The sequence below is a fragment of the Citromicrobium bathyomarinum genome (genome assembly GCF_021021475.1).
GTDB lineage: Bacteria > Pseudomonadota > Alphaproteobacteria > Sphingomonadales > Sphingomonadaceae > Alteriqipengyuania > Alteriqipengyuania bathyomarina.
Genome location: NZ_JAINWL010000004.1, coordinates 241,573 through 260,888 on the forward strand (window position 1 = coordinate 241,573; position 19,316 = coordinate 260,888).

Here is a 19,316-nt window from a genome sequence, read left to right on the forward strand (position 1 = left end):
CACAAGCGCTCACTAGCGAATGAGGCATTTGAGACAAGATCGTTTGTAATAAACTCTGTCGGGAAACCCGTGCGAGCCCTACGTAAGGGGTCACAGAGACCATTTCCTACGGAGCCCCCTATGAGCAATTCGAACTACGCAAGCGAAACCGAGCACCTGAAGACCCGCATCGGCCAGGGCGGTGACGCCTGGGCCGCGATCGATGCCGAGAGCGCGGCCCGCATGCGCCTGCAGAACCGCTTCCGCACCGGGCTCGACATCGCGAAGTACACCGCAAAGATCATGCGCGAAGATATGGATGCCTACGACGCCGATCCGGCGAACTACACCCAGTCGCTGGGCGCGTGGCACGGCTTTATCGGCCAGCAGCAGATGATCGCGATCAAGAAGCACTTCGGCAGCACCAAGCGCCGCTACCTCTATCTGTCGGGCTGGATGGTTGCCGCGCTGCGCAGCGAATTCGGGCCCCTGCCCGACCAGTCGATGCACGAGAAAACCGCCGTGCCCGAGCTGATCGAGGAGATATACACCTTCCTCAAGCAGGCTGACTCGCGTGAGTTGGGCGGAATGTTCCGCGATTTGGATGCAGCGCGCGAAGCGGGCAACGCGACCGAAGCCAAGCGGCTGGAGAACGCGATCGACAACTACGAAACGCACGTGGTTCCGATCATCGCCGACATCGACGCGGGCTTCGGCAATGCCGAGGCGACCTATCTGCTCGCCAAGCAGATGATCGAGGCGGGCGCCTGCGCGCTGCAGATCGAAAACCAGGTGTCTGACGAGAAGCAGTGCGGCCACCAGGACGGCAAGGTCACCGTGCCGCACGAGGACTTCCTCCAGAAGATCCGCGCAATCCGTTACGCCTTCCTCGAACTGGGCGTCGAAGACGGGATCATCGTTGCGCGCACCGACAGTCTTGGCGCGGGCCTGACCAAGCAGATTGCTTACTCGACCGAGCCGGGCGATCTGGGCGACCAGTACAACAGCTTCCTCGATTGCGACGAAGTCGATCCGTCCGACATCAAGAACGGCCAGGTCTTCATCAGCCGCGACGGCAAACTGCTGGCGCCCAAGCGGCTGCCCAGCAACCTCTACCAGTTCCGCCCCGGCACGGGTGTGGACCGGGTCGTGCTCGACTGCATCACCTCGCTTCAGCACGGCGCTGACCTGCTGTGGATTGAGACCGAGAAGCCGCATGTCGAGCAGATCGCCGAGATGGTCGACAAGATTCGCGAGACGGTGCCCAATGCGAAGCTGGTCTACAACAACTCGCCCAGCTTCAACTGGACGCTGAACTTCCGCCAGCAAGTGTTTGATTCTTGGGAGAAAGATGGCAAGGATGTGAGCGCCTATGATCGCGCCAAGCTGATGAGCGTGGACTATGACGGCACCGATCTGGCGCAAGAGGCCGATGCGAAGATCCAGAGCTTCCAGGCCGATGGCGCGAAGCGTGCGGGCATCTTCCACCATCTGATCACGCTGCCGACCTATCACACGGCCGCGCTCAGCACGGACAACCTCGCCAAGCGCTACTTCGGCGAGGAGGCGATGCTGGGCTACGTCAAGAACGTCCAGCGCGAGGAAATCCGCCAGCAGATCGCCTGCGTGAAGCATCAGAACATGGCCGGGTCCGACATCGGGGACGACCACAAGGAGTACTTTGCCGGCGAAGCGGCCCTCAAGGCCGGCGGCAAGGACAACACCATGAATCAGTTTGCCGCCTAGGCGATAACGGGTTCGGGACTTGTCACCGGGTCGCGGGGTCGGCATTGCTGGCCTCACGACCCGGGCGACGTCCGGACAAACCCACGGAGCGGATTCAACTATGACCGACGAGACCGACACCCCCAAAGAGCCCGGCCGCGCCCGCGCCCTGCTCTCCACCGCTGACTTCCGCCTGCTGCGCGCCGCTCTTGCGAGCCACGCGCGGACCACGGAAGACCGCGAGGAACTGGCCAAGATCAACGCGCTGCACCACCGGCTTGGGACCTACGTTCCCGACGCCGAATAGGCAGCCGCACTGGCACCATCCGGGCGCGCGAGGTCACCATGGCCTCGCGCGCCCGCTTGCATTCGGGCGATGACCGGCTAGACCCCCGGCCACTTTACTAGCTGCAGATCGAGACTAGCGTGGCCATTCCCCGTTTCGCCCCCGGCGTGCTGAAATTCCAGCGAGATGTATTCCCCGCGCGGAAGGACTTCTTCGAGAAACTGAGCCAGGGCCAGTCGCCCGAGGCGCTGTTCATCACCTGCTCGGATTCGCGAATCGAAACCGGCATGATGACACAGACCGATCCGGGTGAGCTGTTCATCTGCCGCAACGCGGGCAATATCGTGCCCCCGCATACCAATCAGACCGGCGGGATGACCGCCAGCATCGAGTTCGCCAGCGCGGTGCTCGAAGTGCCGCACATCATCGTGTGCGGGCATACCGAGTGCGGCGCGATGAAGAGCGCGATGCAGCTGCACGACGATTCCAACTCGCTCGATACCCTGCCTCACGTGCGCGAATGGCTGGGTTACAGCCGCGCCGCGGTCGATATTGCCGATGCGCTGGGCAACGGGAAGAGCGACAAGGACCGGATGCGGCTGCTGCTGGAGCAGAACGTGGTCCTGCAGTTGCAGCACCTGCGCACCCATCCGACCGTCGCCCTGCGGCTCGCCCAGGGCGAGCTGCAGCTGCATGGCTGGGTATACGACATCGCGACCGGCATGGTCGACGTCTACGACGATGCGCAGAACCGCTTCGTCCCGATCGACGAGCGCTACAGCCTGTAGCGCTCAGCCGCCCTTGGCGGGCATCAGGTCGATCGCGGCGGCGGCCAGCGCCTCCGCCCCGGTCTCGATCACCTTCTCGGCATCGGGCGCCCAGAACGGGCTGTGGAGCGAGGGCAGCGTGCCCTCCCCAGCCTGCGCCGCCTGCCACTCGTCCTCGGGCACCCCGCCGATCCAGAAGATCAGCGATTCGACGCCATCGGGGTCGGCCCGGCGGTACTGGCTGAAATCCTCGCCACCCATCACGCTGGGCACCTGCATCACCCGCTCTTCGCCGAAGCGGGTGCGAAAGCCGCTCATCACGGTTTCGGTGAACTCGGGATCGTTGAAGGTCGAGGGCGTGTAGGGATCGGCCACGGTCACCACCGGCAGCTGATCCTCCGCAATACCCGCCGCAATCGCCTCGCCCCGCGCGATCCGGGCAATCCCGTCGAGCAGCAGCTTGCGCGCCTCGTCAGTGTAGCTGCGCACGGTCAGCTGCAGCTTCGCCTCGTCGGAAATGATGTTGTGCTTGGACCCGGCGCGGAAGCTGCCCACGGTGACCACACCCGGCTCCAGCGGAGACAGCTCGCGACTGACCAGCGTTTGCAGCTTCATCACGATCGAACTCGCCAGCACGACCGGGTCCTTGGTCGATTGCGGATAGGCACCGTGTCCGCCGACGCCCTTCACCGTGATGTCCACACTGTCGACATTGGCCAGCGCATAGCCCGGCGAATAGCCGATCGTCCCGGCGGGGAACTGCGCGGCATCGTGGAAGGCGATTGCGTAGTCGGGCTTGGGGAAGCGGGTGAACAGCCCGTCTTCCAGCATCGCCAGCGCGCCCTCGCCCACCTCTTCGGCGGGTTGCAGGATCATCACCAGCGTGCCGCTCCATTCGTCCTTATGGTCCACCAGCTGCTGCGCTGCGCCGATCCACGCGGTCATATGCGTGTCATGCCCGCAGGCGTGCATCACGCCGGTTTCCACGCCGGTCGCGGGCGTCGCCTTGACGGTGGAGGCAAACGGCAGCCCGGTCTGTTCGACCACCGGCAGGCCGTCCATGTCCGCGCGGATGAGCACGGTCGGCCCTTCACCATTCTCCATCACCGCGACCACGCCGGTCTTGCCGACACCTTCGGTCACTTCGAAGCCCAGCTTGCGCATCCGTGCGGCGAGCTTGGCAGCAGTTTCGTCTTCTTCGAAGCTGAGTTCGGGATTGGCGTGGAGATCGCGGTAGAGCTCCATCAGCTCGGGCATGTCTTCCTGCACGCCCGCGCGCAGGCCATCATCCTGCGCGAAAGCGGCGGTGGAGCACAGCAGCGCGCCCGCCGCCATCAGTGCCGCGCGCGTTGTCCGAATCTGCCTGTGCATACCCCGTACTCCCCTTTGCCCCGATTTGCCTGACACACCTGACACACCTGACACACAGTCCAGGCGTTCAATTCCAGTCGATATGTAGCCGCCCTTTGATCGATCCGGTCGATGAATGGCTGGCTGCGCGCACTATCATAACTGACCCATCGCAGATTTGCAGGGGGTAGGAAATGCTAGAGGCGATAGGTCAGCACCAGCAGGACGGAGAGCGTCGTCACCATCAGCAGCACCAGCGGCACGCCGGTGCGGATGTAATCCGAGAACTCGTATGAGCCTTCGCCCATGATCAGCATGTTGGTCTGATAGGCGATCGGGGTCGCGTAACACAGGTTGCAGCCGAACAGCACCGCCAGCACCAGCGGTTCGGGCGGCAGGCCCAGCTCGGTCGCGATGCTGAACGCGATCGGCGTGCCGACCGTGGCGGCCGTCGCGTTGGAGGCGAAATTAGTCAGCGTGGTCACGAACAGCATGATCGCGCCCAGCACCAGCGCGGGGGGCAGCGATGACAGGCCCAGCGACAGCGCCATGCCCAGCCACGCGGCCGCGCCGCTCGCCTCGACGATGGAGCCCACCGCGATGCTCGCCGCGACCAGCACGATGACCTTGGCGGACAGCGCGCGCCCGACCCGGTCGAATTTCACGCAGCCGGTCAGGAACATCAGGATCGCGCCCGCCAGCGCGGAGATCGCGATCGGGAACAGGCCGATCGAGGCGGTGAACACCGCCCCGAACATGATCACTGCGGAGAGCACCGCCTTGGACCGGCGCGGCAGTTCGCGCATCCCTTCCAGCATCAGCAGGCTGTCGCCCCGTGCGAATTCTTCCAGGTCCGCGCGCAGGCCGGTTACCATCAGCACGTCGCCTTCGGCAAAGCGCATGTCGCCGGCGGAATAATCGCTGAATTCGTCGGTCATGCCCGTCCAGCGTTCGGGACGATGCACGCCGAGCACGGCAACCCCATAAAGATCGGCCACGCCGGAGCTGGGCAGCGTGCGCCCGATCAGGCGCGAATCTGCGGTGATCGCCATCTCGACGACGATCACGTCCTCGTTCTGCGCGCTCGCCTTGCGCTTGATCTTCGAAAGCACCCAGTCGGGCGCCGCCTCGCCGCGCAGCGTGCGCATCGCCTCTTCCACCGCTTCCTGCGGGCCGGAGATCAGCAGGCGCTGTTGCGGCTGCAGCTTGCCGTCAGGCGCATCGTGCACGGTCACGCTGTCGGGCAGGCGCGGCAGGATGTCGGACAGGGGCTCTCCGGTCAGCGGGCCATCCTCGCTCACTCTCAGCCGCGCCTGGAAATGGCGGCGGGGGCGCGTGTCTTCCTGACGGTTGTCCCCCAGCAGCCGAGGCATCACCAGCCACAGATAGGGCAGCGCGACGGCCGCAGCGACCAGCACGATCGGCGTGTAATGGAACACGCTCATTTCCGGCATCCCCAGATCGCTTGCGATGGAGACGACCAGGATATTGGTCGACGTGCCGATGGTCGTCGCCATCCCGCCGATCAGGACCGCCGCGTTGAGCGGGATCAGCGTCTTGGAGGCAGGCATCGCGCCGCGTGCGGCGAGGCTGACGAAGATCGGCAACAGCAGGACCAGAACGGGCGTATCATTGACCGCCATCGACAGCGCCATCGCCGCCACCAGCGAGACCAGCAGCCCGATCTGCAGGTTCCACTTGAACAGCCGCTCAAGCAGATGCGCCGCAGGCTCCAGCGCGCCGGTCACCACCAGCCCCCGGCCCATGATCATCAGCGCGCAGATCGTGATCAGTGCGTAATGGCCGAAGCCCGAGAAGGCGAGCGACAGGCCGTCGGTCGGGCGCGTGTCGGGCAGCGGGAAGAAGTAAAGGAACACCGCGATCACCGCGATGGTCATCAGCGAGACGATCTCGGTCGACGGCCTGCTGCGCGCAAAGCCGATGAACATCGCGATCGTGACCACCATCGCGGCAATCGCGTGAAAGGAAGGGGCTTCTAGCATTGCTGAACCCTGCGATAGCGGGGCGAGGCCCTGCTAGGCAATCGGGGACGCGCATATCGCGTGCGATCATGCACCGATGATTGCGAGCGATAAAATGTGGTGCCCCTGGCCCGACTCGAACGGGCACTCCGTAAGGAACTCGATTTTGAGTCGAGCGCGTCTACCAATTCCACCACAGGGGCACTGGGTCTGACCGACCCATAAGGCGAGGCCGCAGCCTAACGCAAGGCGTTGGCGACGACCTTGTGCATCTTCGAATGCAGGCCGTCATTGCCGGCCAGCACCTGTTCGTGATGGACCGGCTGGCTACGCCCGCGATAATCGGTCACGAAGCCGCCCGCCTCGCGCACCAGCAGGCAGCCTGCGGCGGTATCCCACGGTTGCAGGTCGCTTTCCCAGAACCCGTCGAAGCGCCCTGCGGCAACCCATGCGAGGTCGAGCGAGGCGGCGCCGAAGCGGCGGATGCCGGCGACTTCGGGGCCGAGCGCACCGTAAATCCGGCTCCATTCGGCAATATTGCCGTGGCCCTGAAACGGCATGCCGGTCGCGATCAGCGCTTCGTTCAGGCGAGCGCGCGAGGAGACCCGCAGGCGGCCGTCGTGCAGCCATGCGCCGCGCGTCTTTTCCGCCCAGAAGGTTTCATCGGTAATCGGCTGATAGATCACCGCGGCGGTGACATCGCCCCAGCCCGATCCATCCAGCTTGCGCTCCTGCACCGCGATCGAGATTGCGAAATGCGGGATGCCGTGAAGGAAATTGCTCGTGCCATCGAGCGGGTCGATGACCCAGCGCGGCTGGCCATCCTCGCCTTTGATCTCGCCCGCTTCCTCCAGCAGGAAGCCCCAGCCCGGGCGCGCCTGCAACAGGTCGTCGTACAGCGAGCGTTCGGCCCGCATGTCCGCCTTGCTGACGAAATCGGCCGGGCCCTTGCGGCTGACCTGGAGGTGTTCGATCTCGCCGAAGTCGCGGCGCAGGCGGTTGCCCGCGCGGCGTGCGGCACGTTCCATTACGCGGATGAGGCCGGTGATTGCTGCCATGTCGTGTCTTGGCCCGTCCTAGCGCGTTGCAGGTTCGGCAGGAGCCGCAGCCGGAGCGTCGGCCGACGGAGCACCCGCTTCACGCGCGCCGCACACGATCGCCGCGACCAGATAGACATTGGTCGGGTCGCTGGCATCGATCTGCGGATTTTCGGCCAGCGCCTTGCCGGTCGCCTCGCTGATCGTCTTGAGCGTGTTGGAATAGAGGCACCCGATCAGGGCGTCCTTTTCATCTTCCGCGATATTTTCCAGGTCCATCGCCTTGGCGAACAGGCTGAAGATGGTGCCCGCGCGCGACATGGTCTGCTGTTCCTGCTCCGTAACCGGTGCAGGCGCTTCGGGCGCGGTCTGCGCGGCGACGGGCGCAGCGGCGAGGCCGAGGCTCGCGGCGAGGATGATGCTATTCTTGAACGGCATGATCAGCCAGCCTTTCCGACATAAGTCTGTTCGTACACGTCGACGATGATCCGCGTGCCGCTTTCGATATGCGGCGGGACCATGATGCGCACGCCGTTGTCAAGGATCGCGGGCTTGTAGCTGGACGAGGCGGTCTGCCCCTTCACCACCGCATCGGCTTCGACGATCTGTGCCTCGACCTGTTCGGGCAGCGCGACCGAGATCGGCTTTTCTTCCCACAGCTCCAGCGTCACCGTCATCCCGTCCTGCAGGAACGGGCGCGCATCGCCGAGCAGGTCGCTCGGCAGGTTGATCTGCTCGTAGGTATCGGTGTCCATGAACACCAGCTGGTCGCCATCCTCGTACAGGAACTGGTAGTCCTTGGTGTCGAGGCGGACCTTCTCGACCGTGTCGGCGCTGCGGAAGCGCACGTTGGTCTTGCGGCCATCCTGCAGGTTCTTCATCTCGACCTGCATGTAGGCACCGCCCTTGCCGGGCTGGGTGTGCTGGATCTTGGCGACCTTCCAGATGCCGCCTTCATATTCGATGATATTGCCGGGACGAATATCGACGCCGCTGATCTTCATGGGGATACCTTGGGTTTAGCGAAACGGGGGCTGCCGATCGGGGCCGAAACCAGCGCCGCAGCTGCAAAGCGCGCGCCTTAGCCGAGCACTCATGGTCAGGCAAGGCAAGCAACGCTATATGGCCGCACATGGACAGGACTTCTTGCTTCACCCGCGCGCTTCGTGCCGTACCCGCACTCGGCCCATCGCTCGCTCTCGCGCTCGCTGCCACGCCGCTGATGGCGCAGGCCGGGCCGATCGATACCTTGCCGCTGGGCAAATACGAATGCACTCTTCCCGGCGATGCCGGCGGCGCTGCGTGGCACCGCATTCCGGGCCGGGATTTCACGATCCTCAACGCCTCCAGTTACGAGGCCAGCGGGGAACGCGGGGTCTACCTGCTGCGCGGCACCCACCTCACCTTTACCCGCGGTCCACTCAAGGGAATGATGCTGGAACGCTCTGGCCAGCGGATCCTGCGCGAGCGCGACGAGAAAGGCGAACTGGGCCCAATGCGCTGCGTGCTGACCTCCCCTCCCCGATAATATACGCCCCCGCAGGCCTCGACCGGTTCAGCGATCCTCGCCCGTCAGATAGGGATAAGGATTGATCGCGTTGGTCGGCTCCCACCATTCGGCATCCTGGGTGGTGCGCATGATCGCAAAGTGCAGGTGCGGTGCATCGGGCGCGGCATTGCCCGTCGTGCCCACTGTGCCGAGGCGCTGGCCCCGGCGGACCTTCTGCCCTTCCTTCAGCCCCGGCGCATATTGATCGAGGTGCGCGTAGTAAAAGATCGTCTCGCGGTCCGGCGAGCGCACGTAGAGCGAATTGCCGCCGGTTTCGGACTGATAGATCCGCTCGATCGTGCCCGGCGCGGCGGCGATGACCGAGGTGCCCTTGGGTGCCATGATGTCGATCGCCTCGTGAAACCGCTCTCCTCCGTCACGCTCCGCCAGGAAGCTGTCGGACAGCTCGTCCGGCCTCACGTTGAGCACGGGGATCACCATCTGCGACAATTGCCGCATCTGCGGGCGGGTCGCGGTGGCGCGATCGTTCGACGCGACGTTGCGCGCGCGCTGCGCGGTGGAGGCCTGGGGCGCGCTATCCTCGTCCCCCTCCTCCGCAGCCACGGTTTCCTGCGTCAGCGGACGGGCCGCCTCGCTCGCCGAAGCGCCCGGGCGGGTCTTGTCACTCTGACTGTCCGCACCGGACATCTCGATCAGGCTGCCGCCCGCCACGATCCACACCATCGAGGTGATCGTCGCGGTGACGAGGATGGTGACGATGCGATCAACGGTGCCCATGGCCTTGCGTTTAGCAGATCTAAGCCCGTCGATCATTCGGCTACCCCTCTATCGCCTTTACGAAGGCTTTAACGGCGGCAACCTCGTCACCGTTCCACACCGCACCCGATACCGCGAGGAAATCCGCCCCCGCGGCGATCAGCGGCGCGCAGTTATCCGGCGTAATTCCACCGATCGCGACGCTGGGAAGCTCGAATATCTGCGACCACCATTCGAGGATTTCGGGCTCGGGCCGCTCGGCATCGCCCTTGTCCTTGGTGGTGCTGGGATAGAACGCGCCGAAGGCGACGTAATCCGCCCCCGCCTCGCCCGCTTCCATCGCCAGATGGCGGCTGGCGTGGCAGGTGACGCCGATCTGCGCCTGCATGCCCAGCGCATCGCGAGCCTCGGCCACGGTGCCGTCGTCCTGCCCGAGGTGGACGCCATCGGCCTTGAGCCGCTTGGCCAGCGCAATGTCGTCGTTGACGATGAAGGCGACCTCGCGCTCGGCACAGATCTCGCGCAAGGGTGCGGCCAGCGCCGCCGCCTCGTGCTGGCCGGCCGAGCCTTCGAAGCCCTTCACCCGGAACTGGAACGCGGTGACGTGGTCGGGCCCGGCGTCGATCGCGCGGGCAAGCCGCTCGGGAAAATCGCCGCCCACGTCGAGCGGGGAGATCAGGTAAAGCTGGGTCGGAATGTGCGGGATCGCGGGATTGCTGGTACTCATGACCGCCGCACCTAGCGCTCGCGAGCCCGCCAGTCGATCTTTTGCAGCCGATCTTGCCGCAGGGCCATTCAGCTATTCGCAAGCGAGCTGCGCGCTAGAGCCGCAAGGATGATGAAAAAGCCCCTCCTGCTCGCCACGCTCCTGCCCGGAGCGATCTTGTCACTGGCCGCCTGTGCGGTCGTCCCAAACGCCGGACCGGTGGTCGATTCGCCGCGCGAGGTGGCGCAGCAGGGCAGCGTGGTGCCGCTGCTGCAGCCGGTCCAGCTGGGCCGCACAGTTGTGGTGACGCCGATGCGCGTGACCGAAGACAGCCGTTGCCCGCAGCGCGTGCAGTGCATTCAGGCCGGCCGGGTGGTCGTGGAAACGCGGATCGACGGGCCCGGCTGGCGCCAGACGCAGCCGCTGACCCTGGGTGAGCCGCACACCGTGCGCGGCGTCACCGTAACGCTGGTTTCGGTGACGCCCGAACAGCGGGCCGATTCGCAAGTCAAATCGGCCGAGTACCGCTTCGCGTTCGACGGCGGTTAGGGATACCGGCTAAAGGGCAAACCCGCCTCGGCACTGAGCCTCAGCGGGTGCCCCTCTACCACTTCGTGGTCCCCCTCCCCTTTTCGGGGAGGATCGTTAGCCTGCCACGCTCGCGGCGTAGATTTCGTCGATCGCGGTTTCGAGCGCGTTGTTGAACTTCTGATCGTCCATCTGCGCGCGCAGCTCTTCCAGCAGCGCACGGCTGAAGCTGGCGATCATGCCGCGGTTCTTGGCCAGTTCGCGGCAGGCTTCGTCCCGCTCATAACCGCCCGACAGCGCGACCAGGCGCAGCACCTTGGGGTGCTCGACCAGCGGCAGGTACAGGTTCGGCTCGCTCGGGATGGTCAGCTTGAGCATGACCTGCTGCCCTTCGGGCACCCGCTCCAGCTGATCGAGGAACGCGGCGAGAAGGTGCGCTTCGGCAGTGCCGCGCGTTTCCGACTTCAGGCTGACTTCGGGTTCGAGGATCGGGACCAGGCCATGGCTCAGGATTTCGAGGCCGAAATCCATCTGCTGGCGGACGGCATCGGCGATGCCCTGCTGGTTCGCCTCGTGCACGACGGAGCGCATCTTGGTGCCGAACACGCCCAGTTCCTTCGCCCGCGCGCACTGCTGCGCCAGCTCGGGCATGTCCTTCATCAGCTGCACGCCGTTTTCGGTATCGTGCATCCCCTTGTCGACCTTCAGGAAGGGGACGATGCCCTTGCCCGCAAGCCGTTCGGGGATCGGCATGCCTTCCGGGTTGCAGCCTTCCATGGTCTTTTCGAACAGGATCGCGCCAACCACCTTGTCACCGGTAAAGGCCGGGCTTTCCACGATGCGGCAGCGCATTTCGTGGATCTTGGCGAACATCTCGTCTTCGCCTGAATACTCGTCTTCGCCGACGCCGTACCCGGCAAGCGCCTTGGGCGTGGAACCGCCCGACTGATCCAGCGCCGCGATAAATCCGTCGCCCGCTGCGATCTTCGCCTTCATCTGTTCGAAATTCATGGGAGAGTTCGCCTTCCTCACATTCGTATGCGTTGCAAGGCGCTTAGCCAGCCCGAACCGGGCTCGCAAGCCGTGGGCGCTCGCAAACAGCCGATCGAATCGTCAGACGAGGAAGGCACATGCCGCCGAGGCGGACCACGACTAGCCCTTGCGTGCCGCAATCAGGTTGATCGCGATCGAGATGCGGGTGCCGGAACCGTGGAACGGACGCACCGCATGTTGCAACCAACTGGGAAACAGCACGATCTCGCCCGTAGATGGCCGATGGAGATATTCGTTGGGCTGGCCGCTGCCCTGCCCGTCGGTCAGAAACAGATCGGGGGCGGTCATGCGGATCATCGGCATTCGCGGATCGAGCAACTGAAGCTCACCGCCAAGCGTCGCCTCCTCGGAACCGTCGTAGCCATCATCCACATAGGCGACGGCCGACCAATAGCTGCCGGGATGGGCGTGATACTGATTGGCGTGGCCCTTGCCGCTGACATTGGCCCACATCTCCGGCACCCATTCGAAACGGTTCTGCTGGGGGCTGCGCGCATCGACGGTGAACTGGTCCGCCATCGTCATCGCCTTGTAGGCAAGCGCACGCGCCGCCTCCCCACCCCATTCCAGCATTCCGGTGTTGGAATGCCAGCCGCCGACGTTGGAAATCTGCATCCCTGCCGGATCGCGCAACCGCTCGGCCTCGATCGCCTCGCTCAGCAGGCGAAGCCCTTCCGCGCTCTGCAACCGGTCGACCACAAAAGGCGTGGCGAACAGCGAGCGCGCTTGCGACATCGCTAGCGCTGCCCGCGCACCTTGCGGATGATCCCGTCGAAGCGCAGCACTGGGTTGCCGTCCGCCTTCACGATTCCGGCGACGAAGATCGTCTTGCCGCCTGCGCGCACGACCTCGCCGGTCGCCTCGATCAGTTGACCTTCGCGTGCCGGATCGAGGAAATCGCCGGTCAGCGTGAGCGTCACGCCGTGGCTGTCGCCCATTGCGTCGCGCGCGATGGTGAAGATGGCGGAATCGGCGAAGGTCATCATGCAGCCGCCATGCATGAAGCCCGCACCGTTCATGTGGCGGGCTTCCGCGCGAAACGCGGTCAGCATGGTGCCGTCGTCCTGCCGCCGCTCGTAGAACGGCCCGGCGCGCTGCTCGAACGCGTCGGACTGCCACACCTGCCAGCCCGCGAACTCACCTTCGTGCACATCGACGAGGCCGTTGCCGCTCTCGCCCACTCCCTGATTTTCGCTCATTTGGAAGCCTTCAGTGCCGCAACGCCGGGCAGCGTCTTGCCTTCCATCCATTCGAGGAACGCGCCCCCGGCGGTGGAAACATAGGAGAAATCGTCGGCCACGCCGGCGACGTTCAGTGCGGCAACCGTGTCGCCCCCGCCCGCGACGGAGACCAGCGATCCTTCCTTGGTCAGCGCGGCGGCGGTGCGCGCCAGGCTGACTGTCGCCTGGTCGAACGGCTCGGTCTCGAACGCGCCCAGCGGGCCGTTCCACACCAGCGTCTTACAGGTCTTGAGAACGTCGGCCAGCGCCTCGGTCGCCTGCGGGCCGATGTCGAGGATCATCTCGTCGGCGGCGACCTCATGCACGTTGCTGGTGCGCAGGGACGGCGGGTTGGCGGCGAATTCGGTGGCGACGACCACGTCATAGGGCAGATGTACGGTGCAGCCCGCATGGTCCGCCTCGTCCATGATCGCGTTGGCCTTGTCGACCAGATCGTGCTCGCACAGCGACTTGCCGACATCGGCCCCGCGCGCGGCGAGGAAGGTGTTGGCCATCCCGCCGCCGATAATCAGGTGCTGGACCTTGCCGACGAGGTTTTCGAGCACGTCGAGCTTGGTCGACACCTTGGCGCCGCCCACAACCGCCGCAACCGGTGTTTCCGGGTTGCCGAGCGCCGCATCCAGCGCCTTCAACTCGGCCTCCATCGCGCGGCCGGCAAAAGCGGGCAGCAGATGGGCGAGGCCTTCGGTGCTGGCATGCGCGCGGTGCGCGGCGGAGAAGGCGTCGTTGACGTAGAAATCGCCGTGCGCGGCGATTGCCTTGGCGAAATCGGGGTCGTTGGCTTCCTCACCCGCCCAGAAGCGGGTGTTTTCCAGCAAGCCGATGTCGCCATTGCGCAGGATGCCGATCGACTGATCGACCGTGGGGCCGGAGACCTCGGAGATGAACATCAGTTCCTTGCCCAGCACATCGGCCACGTCACCCTGGACGTAGCTGGTGCTCATGGTCGAGTTGCGCTCTCCCTTGGGCCGCCCGAAATGGGCGAGCAGCAGCACTTTCGCCCCGCGATCGCACAGTTCGAGGATGGTCGGCCTGACCGCCTCGACCCGGGTCACGTCGGTGGCCGAGCCATCCTTCATCGGCAGGTTGAGATCGACGCGCACCAGCGCGACCTTGCCGGAAAGATCGGCAGGCAGATCGTCGAGGGTTTTGAAGTTGGCCAATGTAACATCCTTTCCTCTCCCCGTGGGAGAGGGATACGGAGCCTTGCGAGTATGCTCGCTAGGCGGAGTTGGGTGAGGGTCTCGGCGCCCGATACCCTCATCCAAGCTTCGCTAGTCGCGTTCGCGACAAGCTGCGCTGTCCTTCTCCCATCGGGAGAAGGATGCGCCGACCTTAGATCAGCTTCGCCATCACGCCGGCGGTGTCGATCATCCGGTTGGAGAAGCCCCATTCGTTGTCGTACCAGCTGACCACGCGGGCGAGCTTGCCTTCGAGCACCGCGGTTTCGAGGCTGTCGACCGTCGAGCTGGCGGGCTGGTGGTTGAAGTCGCTGCTGACCAGCGGCTTGTCGGTGAAGTCGAGCACGCCCTTCATCGGGCCTTCCGCAGCAGCCTTGAGCGCTTCGTTCAGCTCTTCCGCCGTAGTGTCGCGGCCCGGGGTGAAGACCAGGTCGATCAGCGAGACGTTGGGCGTCGGCACGCGGACCGACGAACCGTCCAGCTTGCCATTCAGCTCGGGCAGGACCAGGCCGACCGCGCGGGCAGCGCCGGTGGTGGTCGGGATCATGTTCTGCGCCCCGCCGCGGGCACGCCGCATGTCGGAATGCATCTGGTCGAGCATCCGCTGGTCGTTGGTGTAGGAGTGGATCGTGGTCATGAAGCCACGCTCGATCCCGACGAGGTCGTTCAGAACCTTGGCGACGGGCGCGAGGCAGTTGGTGGTGCAGCTGGCGTTGGAAACGATAAGGTCGTCTGCGGTCAGCACATCATGGTTCACACCGAAGACCACGGTCTTCAGGTCGCCCTTGGCGGGGGCGGAGATCAGCACGCGCTTGGCACCGGCGTCGAGGTGGGGCTTGGCGGCGTCGACCGACTGGAAGAACCCGGTGCATTCGAGCACGATGTCCACGCCCATCTCGCCGTGCGGCAGCTTGCCCGGCTCACGCTCGCTGGTGACGGCGATCTTCTTGCCGTTCACGACCAGCGCATTGCCGTCGACATCGACCGAGCCGGGGAATCGACCATGGGTCGAATCGTACTGGAACAGCAGCGCGTTCGCGCTCGCATCGGCCAGATCGTTGATCGCCACCAGTTCGAGGTCGTGATCGGTCCGCTCCAGAATCGCGCGCGCGACAAGCCGCCCGATGCGCCCGAAACCGTTGATTGCAACCTTGGTCGCCATGATGTCGTGTACTCCTGATCTACTCTTCGAGCTTGGCGACGACCTTGCGGATAATCGCCTCGCTGGTGAAACCGAACTTCTCGAACGCGTCCTCAGCCGGGGCCGAGGTGCCGAAACTGTCGATGCCGATCCGCAACCCGTTCGCCATCGTGTAGCGTTCCCACCCAAAGGTGGTGCCTGCCTCGATGCTGACCCGCAGAATCTCTTCGGGCCCGACATTGGGGAGGATGTTGTCGCGATAGGCCGGGCTCTGTTCGTCGAACAATTCGGAACAGGGCATGGAAACAACGTCCGCACCAATGCCGCGCGCCTCTAGGTCTTTAGCGCATTCAAGCGCGAGGCCGACTTCCGAGCCCGTGGCAATCAGGATCACCCGGCGATCCGCCTCGGCATCCTTGATCCGGTAGGCACCGCGCGCCGAGCGGTTCTCTTCCGCTGCCTCGGTCCGGAACTGTGCCAGCCCCTGCCGCGACAGCGCGAGCACGGTCGGGCGCTTCTTCTGCTGAAGCGCGATTTCCCAGCATTCCGCCGTCTCGACCGCATCGCCCGGGCGCATCACCAGCAGGTTGGGGATCACCCGCAGCGATTGCAGATGCTCGACCGGCTGGTGGGTCGGGCCGTCTTCGCCCAGCCCGATCGAATCATGCGTCATCACGTAGATAACCCGCGCCTGCTGCAGCGCGGACAGGCGGATCGCGGGGCGGCAGTAATCGCTGAACACCAGGAAGGTGCCGCCATAGGGGATCACCCCGCCATGCAGCGCCATGCCGTTCATCGCGGCGGACATGCCGAATTCGCGAATCCCGTAATAGACGTAGCGGCCGGAGCGATCGTCGGCGGAGAAAATCTCCTGCCCGGCGGTCTTGGTGTTGTTCGAGCCTGTAAGGTCGGCCGAGCCGCCGATGGTTTCGGGCAGCTTGGAATTGATCACCGCCAGCACATTCTCGCTCGCCTTGCGGGTCGCGACCTTGGCCGGCTCGCGGATCAGGCCGGTGATGAACTCGCTGAGGTCGAAGCCTTCGGGCAGATCGCCCGCCATCCGGCGTTGGAACTCCGCCTTGCGCTCGCTCTTGTCGAGCCGGGTGCCCCACTCGCTGCGGGTCTCGTGTCCGCGCGATCCGGCAGAACGCCATTCCTGGCGCACCTGATCGGGAATTTCGAACGGCGCGGCCTGCCAGTTGAGCTCTTCGCGCGCCGCAGCGACTTCTTCCGCGCCGAGCGGGGCGCCGTGGGTCGCCGCCGTGCCCTGCTTGTTGGGTGCGCCGCGACCGATCATCGTGCGACAGGCGATCAGTGCGGGGCGTCCCGCCTCCATCGCTTCGTCGATCGCGCGGGCGATGTCGGCATAGTCGTGGCCATCGCACGCATTGACGAACCATCCGGTCGCCTCGAACCTGGCGCGCACGTTTTCGCTGGTGGAAAGATCGGTACTGCCGTCGATGGTGATCTGGTTGTCGTCCCAGAACACGACCAAGCGGCTGAGGTTGAGGTGCCCGGCAAGTCCGATCGCCTCGTGATTGATGCCTTCCATCAGGCAACCGTCGCCCGCGATCACCCAGGTCCGGTGGTCGACCAGCTCGTCACCGAATTCGGCATTGAGATGCCGCTCGGCCATTGCCATGCCGACGGCCATCGCAAGGCCCTGCCCCAGCGGGCCGGTGGTGCATTCGACGCCCGGCAGCAGGAAGTTTTCGGGGTGGCCCGCAGTCGGGCTGCCCAGCTGGCGGAAATTCTCGATCTCCTCCATCGTCGGATGCGCGTAGCCCGACAGGTGGAGCAGCGAATAGATCAGCATCGATCCATGGCCAGCGCTCAGCACGAAACGGTCGCGATCCGCCCAATGCGGCGCGGCCGAATCATACTTGAGATAGTTGGACCACAACACGGTCGCCACGTCGGCCATGCCCATCGGCATGCCGGGGTGACCGCTCTGCGCTTTCTGCACCGCGTCCATGGAAAGGGCCCGGATGGCATTGGCCATCGGGATCATGCGGGCGGGGTCGAGACTCATGCGGGGTTTACTCCTGCGCGGCGCGTCCGGGCCGCGATTCGTTTGCCGGGATGCCTTCGCCGCGCGGGGCGCGAAGGTCAAGGCGGGCGGCGGCGCAGATGCCCGCCCCCTGCCCTCTGCCGCTTGCGTAGAAGGGCGCGCCTGCCGGTGCCGCGATGCGCAAACTGTCCAAAAAATTCGAGCGCGCTCTTGGGGATATGGCCGCAGGCGATTACAGCTTTGCAGATGAGGGACCGACGGCTCGAACAGACGATCCAGCGGATCGAGCGGGCGCTGGCGCGGATCGGCGCGGCAGCCGATGCCGCCGCGAGTGGGAGCAAACCCACGCATGACCTGGCCGACCGGCACGAGGCGATGCGCAGCAAGGTGCGCGCAGAGCTCGACCGGCTGGACCGGGTCATCGGCGAACTGGAACAGTGAGACGATTCGCGTGAGCACGGTGGAAATCACGATTGGCGGACGCGAATTCCCGATCTCCTGCGGGCCGGGGGACGAGGCGCGCGTGCGTTCGCTCGCCGAAGCGATCGACGGCCATTATCAGCCGCGCAGCCCGCGCTTCTCGCAAAACCTGCTATTCGCCTGCCTGCTGGCGGCGGACGAAGTGTTCGACAAGGCGGGCGTGTCGCCGGGCGAAGATCCGGAGCTGGCGCAGCTGCGCGAACGGCTCGACGAAGTGGAGCGCGAACGCGATCTGCTGGAGACCGCGCTGTCATCGGCTACCGACGCGCGCGGGCGGCTAGAGCGCGATCTGCGTGCGGCACGCGAAGAGGCGGATAGCCGCAGCAATGCGGAGGCCAGCGCTCAGGCAGAACGGATCGCCACGCTGGAGAAACGCTGCGCCGACCTGCAGCACAGGCTGGAAGACGCGCAGATGCAGGAGCTGCCGCTGACCGGCGGATCGTTCCGTTCGGCCGGGGAAGAGCTGCTGCCCGCGCTGGAGCGTTTCGCAGGCCTGCTCGAATCCTGCGCAGACAAGCTTGAGGGTGGCCCCGCGAACGCCTAGATAGGGGTCGGCGGGACTGCCCGGCACGAGCCGTAGAACATCCCTGAGGCTATAAGTTTATCCTAGGGAGCTGTCCCTGTCCTGGTCCACCAGTTCGGCTGTGGGACCGGGGTATACGGCACCCACCTGACCTTTTGCGTCAGAGGATTTCCCAGGCACCGACCCATGGTGGTTCCGCCACTCCATCGGTCGAGTACCAATTCCCATTTTCGTCATTGTCAGAATAGCGAAGCATTTAATGGATCACGCCACGATCAAATCGCAGCTTCGCAAGGATATGCGTGCCGCGCGCAAGGCCGCCGCCGCCGCGCTGCCCGAGGCGGTGCGCACGCTGGTGTTCTCGCGCCCGCCCGCGCCAGTGCTGGCGCGCATTCCCGAAGGCGCGACGATCGGCGTGTACCGCGCGGAAGGGTCCGAAGCGCCCGCCGCGCGCTATGCGCAGTATTTCATGGAGAACGGCCACCCGATCGCCCTCCCCCGCCTCTCGGGCGAAGACGGGGCGATGCAGTTCGCCGCGCATAGCGATCCGCTGGGAGAAAGCGATCTGGAAGCGGGCCCTCACGATTTGATGCAGCCGGGCGAAGATGCCGCGCTGCTGGTGCCCGACGTGGTGTTCGTCCCCCTGCTCGCCTTCGACGAGGATGGCGGCAGGCTGGGCCAGGGCGGCGGATATTACGACCGCTGGATTGCCGCGAACCCTGACGCGCTGCGGATCGGGCTCGCCTGGGATGCGCAGAAGGTCGATCGCGTTCCAATGGAGGAGCATGACCGCAAACTGCACATGGTCGTCACCCCGCAACGCGTGTACGAGATGGCCGCATGAGCCACGAACCCAATTGGCGCATCCCGGTGGGCATGCTGATCCTGCTTGCAGGCCTGTCGGTCTATGCGATCCTGATCGCACGCTACATGCCCGGCCTGATCGGCGGCTGGCACGTCGTCTTCCAGACCGTTATCTACCTCGTGCTGGGGCTGATCTGGCTGCTGCCGCTCAAGCGCTTCCTGATCTGGATGGAAAGCGGCCGGCGCAACTGACCGG

Annotated in this window: 22 protein-coding genes, 1 tRNA gene and 1 other RNA gene; 10 read left to right on the top strand and 14 right to left on the bottom strand. The window is 65.1% G+C overall.

Annotation, left to right across the window (positions count from 1 at the left end; translation table 11 throughout):
- Positions 1-120: 120 nt before the first annotated feature.
- From K7H93_RS15355 to K7H93_RS15365, 3 genes are all read left to right on the top strand, one after another.
- Positions 121-1,725, top strand: a complete 1,605-nt coding sequence (locus tag K7H93_RS15355; protein ID WP_230784355.1) for an isocitrate lyase — start codon at positions 121-123, stop codon at positions 1,723-1,725.
- Between the two features lie 100 nt (positions 1,726-1,825).
- Positions 1,826-2,011 (top strand): hypothetical protein, encoded by a 186-nt coding sequence (locus K7H93_RS15360; RefSeq protein WP_197636235.1) that lies wholly within the window; start codon positions 1,826-1,828, stop codon positions 2,009-2,011.
- Between the two features lie 119 nt (positions 2,012-2,130).
- A complete protein-coding gene (locus K7H93_RS15365; RefSeq protein WP_230784356.1) occupies positions 2,131-2,778 on the top strand; it encodes a carbonic anhydrase in 648 nt (215 codons plus the stop codon).
- A gap of 3 nt (positions 2,779-2,781) precedes the next feature.
- Here the strand turns inward: K7H93_RS15365 and K7H93_RS15370 are convergent, their stop codons facing one another.
- The 6 genes from K7H93_RS15370 to efp form a co-directional block, all read right to left on the bottom strand.
- On the bottom strand, positions 2,782-4,128 hold the full coding sequence (locus K7H93_RS15370; protein WP_230784357.1) for an amidohydrolase: 1,347 nt from the start codon (positions 4,126-4,128) through the stop codon (positions 2,782-2,784).
- 176 nt (positions 4,129-4,304) lie between these two features.
- Positions 4,305-6,110: an SLC13 family permease gene (locus K7H93_RS15375; RefSeq protein WP_230784358.1), complete on the bottom strand. Its 1,806-nt coding sequence runs from the start codon at positions 6,108-6,110 to the stop codon at positions 4,305-4,307.
- Positions 6,111-6,207: 97 nt separating this feature from the next.
- Positions 6,208-6,292 (bottom strand) — tRNA-Leu (locus tag K7H93_RS15380).
- A 36-nt stretch (positions 6,293-6,328) separates the two neighbouring features.
- Positions 6,329-7,147 carry an inositol monophosphatase family protein gene (locus K7H93_RS15385; RefSeq protein ID WP_230784359.1) on the bottom strand — a complete coding sequence of 273 codons (819 nt, stop codon included), beginning with the start codon at positions 7,145-7,147 and terminating at the stop codon, positions 6,329-6,331.
- 18 nt (positions 7,148-7,165) lie between these two features.
- Entirely contained in the window at positions 7,166-7,564 is a 399-nt protein-coding gene (locus tag K7H93_RS15390; protein ID WP_054524237.1) for a hypothetical protein, read from the bottom strand.
- 2 nt (positions 7,565-7,566) lie between these two features.
- Entirely contained in the window at positions 7,567-8,130 is a 564-nt protein-coding gene (gene efp, locus K7H93_RS15395; protein WP_010237765.1) for an elongation factor P, read from the bottom strand.
- Between the two features lie 128 nt (positions 8,131-8,258).
- Between efp and K7H93_RS15400 the strand changes: the two genes are divergently transcribed.
- Positions 8,259-8,654 (top strand): hypothetical protein, encoded by a 396-nt coding sequence (locus K7H93_RS15400; protein WP_230784360.1) that lies wholly within the window; start codon positions 8,259-8,261, stop codon positions 8,652-8,654.
- 27 nt (positions 8,655-8,681) lie between these two features.
- On the opposite strand, the gene K7H93_RS15405 is transcribed toward K7H93_RS15400, so the two are convergent.
- Both K7H93_RS15405 and thiE read right to left on the bottom strand, forming a co-directional pair.
- On the bottom strand, positions 8,682-9,413 hold the full coding sequence (locus K7H93_RS15405) for a M23 family metallopeptidase (RefSeq protein ID WP_230784361.1): 732 nt from the start codon (positions 9,411-9,413) through the stop codon (positions 8,682-8,684).
- 40 nt (positions 9,414-9,453) lie between these two features.
- Positions 9,454-10,119 (bottom strand): thiamine phosphate synthase, encoded by a 666-nt coding sequence (gene thiE, locus K7H93_RS15410; RefSeq protein WP_054527495.1) that lies wholly within the window; start codon positions 10,117-10,119, stop codon positions 9,454-9,456.
- 111 nt (positions 10,120-10,230) lie between these two features.
- Here thiE and K7H93_RS15415 point away from each other — a divergent pair, with 111 nt between their 5' ends.
- The gene (locus tag K7H93_RS15415; RefSeq protein ID WP_230784362.1) at positions 10,231-10,647 is read left to right on the top strand and encodes a hypothetical protein; all 417 of its coding nucleotides are present in this window, start codon (positions 10,231-10,233) and stop codon (positions 10,645-10,647) included.
- Positions 10,648-10,743: 96 nt separating this feature from the next.
- On the opposite strand, the gene K7H93_RS15420 is transcribed toward K7H93_RS15415, so the two are convergent.
- The 6 genes from K7H93_RS15420 to tkt form a co-directional block, all read right to left on the bottom strand.
- Complete coding sequence (locus K7H93_RS15420; protein ID WP_230784363.1) at positions 10,744-11,637, bottom strand: fructose bisphosphate aldolase; 894 nt, start codon at positions 11,635-11,637, stop codon at positions 10,744-10,746.
- A 141-nt stretch (positions 11,638-11,778) separates the two neighbouring features.
- Positions 11,779-12,414 carry a 2OG-Fe(II) oxygenase family protein gene (locus tag K7H93_RS15425; protein WP_054524230.1) on the bottom strand — a complete coding sequence of 212 codons (636 nt, stop codon included), beginning with the start codon at positions 12,412-12,414 and terminating at the stop codon, positions 11,779-11,781.
- A gap of 2 nt (positions 12,415-12,416) precedes the next feature.
- Positions 12,417-12,878 (bottom strand): PaaI family thioesterase, encoded by a 462-nt coding sequence (locus tag K7H93_RS15430; RefSeq protein ID WP_230784364.1) that lies wholly within the window; start codon positions 12,876-12,878, stop codon positions 12,417-12,419.
- Positions 12,875-14,083: a phosphoglycerate kinase gene (locus K7H93_RS15435; protein ID WP_230784365.1), complete on the bottom strand. Its 1,209-nt coding sequence runs from the start codon at positions 14,081-14,083 to the stop codon at positions 12,875-12,877. Before K7H93_RS15435 ends, K7H93_RS15430 begins: the two co-directional genes overlap by 4 nt.
- A gap of 172 nt (positions 14,084-14,255) precedes the next feature.
- Positions 14,256-15,263 carry a type I glyceraldehyde-3-phosphate dehydrogenase gene (gene gap, locus K7H93_RS15440; RefSeq protein ID WP_230784366.1) on the bottom strand — a complete coding sequence of 336 codons (1,008 nt, stop codon included), beginning with the start codon at positions 15,261-15,263 and terminating at the stop codon, positions 14,256-14,258.
- A gap of 19 nt (positions 15,264-15,282) precedes the next feature.
- Positions 15,283-17,274, bottom strand: a complete 1,992-nt coding sequence (tkt, locus tag K7H93_RS15445) for a transketolase (protein ID WP_230784367.1) — start codon at positions 17,272-17,274, stop codon at positions 15,283-15,285.
- Positions 17,275-17,499: 225 nt separating this feature from the next.
- On the opposite strand from tkt, the gene K7H93_RS15450 reads away from it, so the two are divergent.
- The 5 genes from K7H93_RS15450 (at position 17,500) to K7H93_RS15470 (ending at position 19,312) form a co-directional block, all read left to right on the top strand.
- Entirely contained in the window at positions 17,500-17,694 is a 195-nt protein-coding gene (locus K7H93_RS15450) for a hypothetical protein (RefSeq protein ID WP_010237741.1), read from the top strand.
- Between the two features lie 10 nt (positions 17,695-17,704).
- Positions 17,705-18,277, top strand: coding sequence for a cell division protein ZapA (locus K7H93_RS15455; RefSeq protein ID WP_230784368.1), 573 nt, complete (start codon positions 17,705-17,707; stop codon positions 18,275-18,277).
- Between the two features lie 10 nt (positions 18,278-18,287).
- Positions 18,288-18,456: non-coding RNA, 6S RNA (gene ssrS / locus K7H93_RS15460), on the top strand.
- A gap of 59 nt (positions 18,457-18,515) precedes the next feature.
- A complete protein-coding gene (locus K7H93_RS15465; RefSeq protein WP_230784369.1) occupies positions 18,516-19,100 on the top strand; it encodes a 5-formyltetrahydrofolate cyclo-ligase in 585 nt (194 codons plus the stop codon).
- Entirely contained in the window at positions 19,097-19,312 is a 216-nt protein-coding gene (locus tag K7H93_RS15470) for a DUF2842 domain-containing protein (protein WP_010237733.1), read from the top strand. Before K7H93_RS15465 ends, K7H93_RS15470 begins: the two co-directional genes overlap by 4 nt.
- Positions 19,313-19,316 lie beyond the last annotated feature (4 nt).

What these genes read in the sequence shown, in the direction of transcription:
- K7H93_RS15355 (WP_230784355.1), top strand. Translation starts at nt 121, where the DNA reads ATGAGCAATTCGAACTACGCAAGCGAAACCGAGCACCTGAAGACCCGC.
- K7H93_RS15360 (WP_197636235.1), top strand. Translation starts at nt 1,826, where the DNA reads ATGACCGACGAGACCGACACCCCCAAAGAGCCCGGCCGCGCCCGCGCC.
- K7H93_RS15370 (WP_230784357.1), bottom strand. Translation starts at nt 4,128, where the DNA reads ATGCACAGGCAGATTCGGACAACGCGCGCGGCACTGATGGCGGCGGGC.
- K7H93_RS15375 (WP_230784358.1), bottom strand. Translation starts at nt 6,110, where the DNA reads ATGCTAGAAGCCCCTTCCTTTCACGCGATTGCCGCGATGGTGGTCACG.
- K7H93_RS15385 (WP_230784359.1), bottom strand. Translation starts at nt 7,147, where the DNA reads ATGGCAGCAATCACCGGCCTCATCCGCGTAATGGAACGTGCCGCACGC.
- K7H93_RS15390 (WP_054524237.1), bottom strand. Translation starts at nt 7,564, where the DNA reads ATGCCGTTCAAGAATAGCATCATCCTCGCCGCGAGCCTCGGCCTCGCC.
- efp (WP_010237765.1), bottom strand. Translation starts at nt 8,130, where the DNA reads ATGAAGATCAGCGGCGTCGATATTCGTCCCGGCAATATCATCGAATAT.
- K7H93_RS15400 (WP_230784360.1), top strand. Translation starts at nt 8,259, where the DNA reads ATGGACAGGACTTCTTGCTTCACCCGCGCGCTTCGTGCCGTACCCGCA.
- K7H93_RS15405 (WP_230784361.1), bottom strand. Translation starts at nt 9,413, where the DNA reads ATGGGCACCGTTGATCGCATCGTCACCATCCTCGTCACCGCGACGATC.
- thiE (WP_054527495.1), bottom strand. Translation starts at nt 10,119, where the DNA reads ATGAGTACCAGCAATCCCGCGATCCCGCACATTCCGACCCAGCTTTAC.
- K7H93_RS15415 (WP_230784362.1), top strand. Translation starts at nt 10,231, where the DNA reads ATGAAAAAGCCCCTCCTGCTCGCCACGCTCCTGCCCGGAGCGATCTTG.
- K7H93_RS15420 (WP_230784363.1), bottom strand. Translation starts at nt 11,637, where the DNA reads ATGAATTTCGAACAGATGAAGGCGAAGATCGCAGCGGGCGACGGATTT.
- K7H93_RS15425 (WP_054524230.1), bottom strand. Translation starts at nt 12,414, where the DNA reads ATGTCGCAAGCGCGCTCGCTGTTCGCCACGCCTTTTGTGGTCGACCGG.
- K7H93_RS15430 (WP_230784364.1), bottom strand. Translation starts at nt 12,878, where the DNA reads ATGAGCGAAAATCAGGGAGTGGGCGAGAGCGGCAACGGCCTCGTCGAT.
- gap (WP_230784366.1), bottom strand. Translation starts at nt 15,263, where the DNA reads ATGGCGACCAAGGTTGCAATCAACGGTTTCGGGCGCATCGGGCGGCTT.
- tkt (WP_230784367.1), bottom strand. Translation starts at nt 17,274, where the DNA reads ATGAGTCTCGACCCCGCCCGCATGATCCCGATGGCCAATGCCATCCGG.
- K7H93_RS15450 (WP_010237741.1), top strand. Translation starts at nt 17,500, where the DNA reads ATGAGGGACCGACGGCTCGAACAGACGATCCAGCGGATCGAGCGGGCG.
- K7H93_RS15465 (WP_230784369.1), top strand. Translation starts at nt 18,516, where the DNA reads ATGGATCACGCCACGATCAAATCGCAGCTTCGCAAGGATATGCGTGCC.
- K7H93_RS15470 (WP_010237733.1), top strand. Translation starts at nt 19,097, where the DNA reads ATGAGCCACGAACCCAATTGGCGCATCCCGGTGGGCATGCTGATCCTG.